Genomic DNA, 1975 nt, shown 5'->3' with positions numbered 1-1975 from the left:
GGGATCACGAGAAGCCAACTGGTGTCGTCGGTGCGGTCGGTGGAGAACGTCAGCCAGTGACCGCGCTCGCTGCCGCGCGTGCCCGGCACGGGCGCGAAGACCGGCTCGCCGACCGACAGGTTACCGGCGTCCCAGGACTGCGCGGTGCTGCCGTTCGCACGGACGTCGTACCAGCGCAGGGCGTCGTACTCGCCGGGCAGCAGACCGTCGACCCGGCCGCTGTCCGGCGACGGCCAGCCGCTGATGGGGGGTGGTGTGAGCGCGGTCGTCGAGGGGGGCAACTCCACCCGGGCATCGTCCAGTCGGGTGCGCCGGGCCGTCCGAGATCACCGGCGGTGCCGTGCGTCTCGTCCACGATGGCGAGGTCGAAGCCCGCCATCTGCTCGCCGTAGAAGCCGCTGCCCGCCCGCCAGGGCGGCCTCCAGCGGCCCGCGAACCTTCCGCTGGCCTGGGGTGCGTCGATGTCCTCGCGGTCCGCCAGGGAGGTGTACGTGGCGAGTACGACGACCGGCACCTTCAGTACCGGGGTGGGGTTTCCTGGTGCGTTGAGGTAGCGAGGTGCTCTTGCAGTCGGGCATGGCGGAACTCATACGTGGCTCCGGCTTGTCGCAGCACTCCTCGCTCGTGGGCTTCGTCGAGGAAGTCCATCAGGCGTTGCGGTAGATGCCCAGTCGTACTCAGCCACAGCCGGGTAACGAGGAACCAGCCCCAGGCGCTGAGGCAGACGGCCAGGAGCCCGATGAAACAGCCAGGGGAGAAGGGAAATCAGGAGGTCGTCCGACCTGCTTTTCAGGCCGGGAAGGAAGGCGAGCCCGGTCGTGATCAGAAGACTGAGCACGGTAAGGGTGACACCTCGGGTGATCGCGGTGGTCCGGTCGGTGCGAAGACTGGCCTGCGGGCTGACAGCGCGTGCGGTGTCAGCTGGGGAGACCAGCCAGCTGTGAATGCAGAAAGCCAGGCCGCTGACCAGTCCCAATGTCACGCCGATGCTCAATGGCAGGTCCATGATAGTGCCGAATAGTGTGCTTGGCGCTGCCGTGAGCAGCCAGTCACGTGAACGCGCGGGCGTCAATCGCTCTGCAAGGTCGTAGTCGTCAGCGTATGTGCCATTGGGGAGCCTGACGTTGAAGTACCTGCTCCCCTTGCGCAGCCGGAACTCGATGTAACCGTGGAAGGGTGTGCAGAGATCGGCCACGCACCGCCAGTGGGCGGCCCTATCGCGGGATCTCGCGAAGTCTGCATATCGGGTGCCGTCCCCGTATTCCTCGACCACCCCGTCGACGGGCCGGGGGGTGCGCAGGTATCGGTCGCCGTTGGAGTGCAGGCTGTGACGCCATCCGTCAGCTGTGATGACGTAACGGGTGCCGTCCGGCATGCGGTGCGCTGTGCCAGGGGGGAAGTCTGCGTACTGGGCGCTGCGGATGCTCAGCGTCGTGGCGGCGGCGACGCCGAAAGCGGATCCCAGGCACAGCCCGGCCAGCAGACCAGTAACGAGTCCGCGCAGCAGGATGCGCCGTGGGTTCCGGCGCCGCCTGCGACCGGCAGATGGTGGGGAGGCGGCCCCCGCTGCGCGGCTCTGCCGGTTATAGAGTCCCGCAGCTGCCAGTACTGCCGCGAGCGCTGCTGCCACCACGTTCCATGGGAAGGAGAGAGAAAGGATGCTCGTGACGAGGAGGGCCAGCAGTGCGGTCAGCAGGACGATCACCACAGAACTGACGAGGTGGCGCCTTGCGAGTGGCGTGTACAGGGGCAGTGGATCACCGACGATGCCCAGCACGGCGAGGGCTGTGGCCGTGGCCAACCCCCCGGCGGCCCCCATGGCAAGGGAGCCCATGTCACCGAGCACGATAGGCAGGTAGGAGAACGGATCTGCGAGGTAACTACGAGTGGTCAAGCCCACCGCCACGCCTGCAAGCAGCGCGCTGGACGCGAGGAGCAGTATGGCGCGCGTCAGCTGTCGCCCTCCCCAAAGGCC

Annotated in this window: 1 protein-coding gene and 2 pseudogenes; all 3 read right to left on the bottom strand. The window is 67.5% G+C overall.

Annotated elements, in window-relative coordinates; translation table 11 throughout:
- Positions 1-320, bottom strand: a pseudogene (locus ACWEBX_RS39680) (carotenoid oxygenase family protein); the annotation flags it as partial.
- Positions 308-511 (bottom strand): annotated as a pseudogene (locus ACWEBX_RS39675) (hypothetical protein); the annotation flags it as partial. The pseudogenes ACWEBX_RS39675 and ACWEBX_RS39680, both read right to left, overlap by 13 nt.
- 75 nt (positions 512-586) lie before the next feature.
- Positions 587-1975, bottom strand: a 1389-nt coding sequence (locus ACWEBX_RS39670; protein WP_451889560.1) for a hypothetical protein, incomplete at its 5' end; no start/stop codon positions are given.

Source organism: Streptomyces sp. NPDC005070 (genome assembly GCF_053600395.1).
The sequence above is the reverse complement of the archived record's forward strand: the minus strand, read 5'-3'. Positions and strand labels throughout refer to the sequence as shown.